Origin of the sequence: Streptomyces sp. E11-3, assembly GCF_046540415.1 — a bacterium.
Lineage (GTDB): Bacteria > Actinomycetota > Actinomycetes > Streptomycetales > Streptomycetaceae > Streptomyces.
This window is the reverse complement of sequence record NZ_JAZGRL010000044.1, coordinates 1-3,217: the sequence shown is the minus strand read 5'-3', so window position 1 is coordinate 3,217 and position 3,217 is coordinate 1. Positions and strand designations below refer to the sequence as shown.

Annotated in this window: 4 protein-coding genes; 2 read left to right on the top strand and 2 right to left on the bottom strand. The window is 69.7% G+C overall.

Features of this window, described 5'->3' with window-relative positions:
* The first annotated feature begins 100 nt into the window (after positions 1-100).
* Both U9R90_RS34645 and U9R90_RS34640 read left to right on the top strand, forming a co-directional pair.
* Entirely contained in the window at positions 101-1,591 is a 1,491-nt protein-coding gene (locus U9R90_RS34645) for a UDP-N-acetylmuramoyl-L-alanyl-D-glutamate--2,6-diaminopimelate ligase (protein ID WP_411061335.1), read from the top strand.
* Positions 1,592-1,727: 136 nt separating this feature from the next.
* A complete protein-coding gene (locus U9R90_RS34640; protein ID WP_411061333.1) occupies positions 1,728-2,231 on the top strand; it encodes a GNAT family N-acetyltransferase in 504 nt (167 codons plus the stop codon).
* Here the strand turns inward: U9R90_RS34640 and U9R90_RS34635 are convergent.
* Positions 2,212-2,586 (bottom strand): DUF4440 domain-containing protein, encoded by a 375-nt coding sequence (locus U9R90_RS34635; RefSeq protein WP_411061332.1) that lies wholly within the window; start codon positions 2,584-2,586, stop codon positions 2,212-2,214. The genes U9R90_RS34640 and U9R90_RS34635 overlap by 20 nt on opposite strands.
* Positions 2,579-3,127 (bottom strand): DUF1697 domain-containing protein, encoded by a 549-nt coding sequence (locus tag U9R90_RS34630; RefSeq protein WP_411061331.1) that lies wholly within the window; start codon positions 3,125-3,127, stop codon positions 2,579-2,581. The genes U9R90_RS34635 and U9R90_RS34630 overlap by 8 nt, the downstream gene beginning before the upstream one ends.
* Positions 3,128-3,217: the final 90 nt, after the last annotated feature.

The window sequence follows — 3,217 nt, the reverse complement described above, 5'->3', positions numbered from 1 at the left end:
TCCCCCCTCCCGCACGACCCCCCTGCGCCCGCGCCCCTGGCGTACCGCCGGTGTCGCTTCCCGCGACCCGGCGGGTCGGCCGCACCCTGAGAGGACCCCTGTGAAGCTGAGCGAGTTGCTCGCCGGGCACGACCACGAACTACTTCTGGGCGATCCGGGAACGAGAGTCACCGCGGGAGCATGCTTGGATGCCCACCGCGTCTCGCCGGGTTCACTCTTCCTCGCGGTGCCCGGGCACCGCGAGGGCGGCCCCGAGGCCATCGGTTCCGCGCTGGCGCGGGGCGCCGTCGCGGTGCTCGTCGAGGAGCCCGCGTCCGGTCTTCCCGCCGCGGTGTGGCCGTCGGCGGAAGGCGCCTGCGTCGTGCGAGTGGCCGACAGCCGTAAGGCCGCAGCGCTGATCACCTCGCGTTACTACGGGGAGCCCGGCCGGGCGATGGACATGGTGGCCGTCACCGGCACCAACGGGAAGACGTCCGTCTCGTACATGGTGGAGTCCGTGCTGCGGATCGCCGAGGGCGGGAAGGTGGGTGTGATCGGGACGGGCGGGAACCGGATCGGGGACGAGCTGATCCCGATGCCGCGCTCGGTGCTGACCACTCCGGAGTCACCGGACTTCCAATATCTGCTGGGGCACATGCGCGACCACGAGGTGGGCACCGTGGTCCTGGAGGCCACCTCGATGGGCCTGCTGACCCACCGGATCGACCACTCCTTCATCGACGTGGGCATCTTCACCAACCTCACCCAGGACCACCTGGACGACCACGGCACGATGGAGCACTACCGGGACGCCAAACTCCGGCTCTTCGACGGACTCTGCCGGCGCGCGGTGGTCAACGCGGACGACCCGGTCGGCGCGTTGGTTCCGGCGATGATGCCGGGTCTGGTCCGTACGTACGCCCTGGACGCCGAAGCCGACTACCGGGCGACCGACCTGGACATGGACGCCTTCGGCACGCGGTTCACGCTCCACCACGACGGGCGCAAGTATCCGGCCGCGATCCCCGTGCCCGGCAGGTTCTCGGTTTCCAACGCCCTGGCCACCCTGGCCGCATGCCATCTGCTGGGCCATGACTTGGCCGGTCTGGTGGCGGCGGTCGACCAGATGCCCCCGATCCCCGGGCGGCTGGAACGGCTTGAGACCTCGCAGGGCGTTTCCGTGATCGTGGACTACGCGCACTCGCCCGACTCCTTGGACAAGGTGCTCGCCGCCATCAGGGACTTCGCCGCTGCACGCGTCATCACGGTCTTCGGCTGCGGAGGCGACCGGGACGTCACCAAGCGGACCCAGATGGGCGAGATAGCCGGGTCCCACTCCGATCTGTGCGTGCTCACATCGGACAATCCCCGTGACGAGGACCCCGAGGCGATCATGGACCAGATCGCTCCGGGTCTGACGGCCACCGGCACCCCCTTCGAGCGGATCGCCGACCGCCGCGACGCCATCGCCTTCGCCCTGTCCGCCGCAGGGCCGGCCGACATCGTGCTGGTCGCGGGGAAGGGCAGTGAGCCGTACCAGATCGTCGGCGACCAGCTGATCCCGTTCAGCGATATGGCGACGGTGCGCGAGCTGTCAGCCGTACGGGACTAGCAGTGCTTCGGAAGTGCTGGTCACAGCCCCTCGTTGAGGGCTGCGACCAGCACCGTCGCCTCGCTGGGCTGTAACGCTCACAGTGGCGCGCCGAAACTCCTTTGACCTCTGGGGAGCGGCGCCCTAGCCTCCCCGGGTGACCCCCGAACTGCGTACGGACCGCCTGCTGCTGTCCCCTTATGTGCGCTCCGACGAGCCCGACTTCGTGGCGTTCTTCGATGACCGGCGGGTCGGGCAGTGGTTCGGGGACGACTCCGTGGCGGAGATCCGGGCGTTGTTCGGCCGGGTCTTCAGCCTGGTGTACGCGGAGGACCGCTTCAAGGTGTGGGCGGTGCGGCACGGGGGACGGTACGTCGGCCATGCCGAGATCAAGCCGTCGCCCGAGTCCTGGCTCGACGGTCATGAGATCGTCTACGGGCTCACCGCCGAGAGCTGGGGCCAGGGCTTCGGCCTGGAGCTGGTGCGGGGCCTCACCTCGTACGCGTACGACGAGCTCGGTCTGGACGAGGTGCACGCGACGGTGGACGCGCGCAACAGCGCCTCACTCGGCGTGCTGAAGAAGGCGGGCTACGTCCATGTCCGGGATGTTCCGGAGGATGACGGGAGTACGACCCAGTTGCTCACCCATCGGCGGGGCTGAACGGCGTCGCCTGGTGGAACCAGAGCAGCCAGCCGCGGTCCGTGCGGCGCCACAGGGAACTGCGGTGGGCCGGGCGGCCGTTGGTGTCGGTGTCGAAGGTGAGGTGGACCAGATCGTCCGCGAGCTGGACGCCACGCATCCGGGATGTGGTCGTGGGGCGCTCGGGGGCCGTGGGGTGCGCGGTCAGTTCGGCGATGACGGCGGCCCGGTCCCAGCAGCGGCCCGACGCGCCGAACTCCGTGAACTCGGGGTGCAGAAGGGCGCCGAGCAGGTCCGCTGAGCCGCGTACCTCCGGTGCGAGCAGGCGCAGTTCGTTCTCGATGGACGCCGCCACGGCGAAAGAGCGTTCAGGCACCGGTCAGCTCCACGAGTTTGGCGACGGTGTTCCAGTTGCGGGTGGTGGCGACGACGCCCTTCAACAGGGCGGGTCTGGCCAGCGCTTCGGCTAGTTTGGAGCGGCCGAGGCCGTCAGGCGCGTAGAGGTAGAGCACGCGGTCGCCGAGCTGGAAGTCCTCAGGCGCGTAGTCGGCCGGGTCGACGGACGCGAGCCGCTCCGGTTCCACCGGCTGGGAGAAGTAGGTGACATGGAGCTGTTTGCCCTCCAGTGACTCCGCGGGGTAGGGGCAGGCGTCGGCGACGGCCCGCAGATACGCTCCGGAGCGGACCAGACAGTCGACCGAGAAGCCGAAACGGTCGGCGATCGCCTTGCCCAGCTGGTCGGCGAGCGCCTCCTCGTCGTCCGATGCGCTGGTGAAGACTGCGTTGCCGCTCTGGAGATAGGTGCGGACGTCGCCGTGCCCCAAATCGCCGAGCAGGTCGCGGAGTTCGGCCATGGGGACCTTCTTGTGGCCGCTTACGTTGATGCCGCGCAGCAGGGCCGCGTACGTCGTCGTCATGTCCCACACCATAGACAGGCGCGGCGCGGGGACCCCGGGCCGACACGGGCGGGCGCGGACCGGGAACGTGGGCAGACGCGGGCGGGCCGC

Coding starts and splice junctions, on each gene's coding strand:
- U9R90_RS34630 (WP_411061331.1), bottom strand. CDS start 3,127: ATGACGACGACGTACGCGGCCCTGCTGCGCGGCATCAACGTAAGCGGC.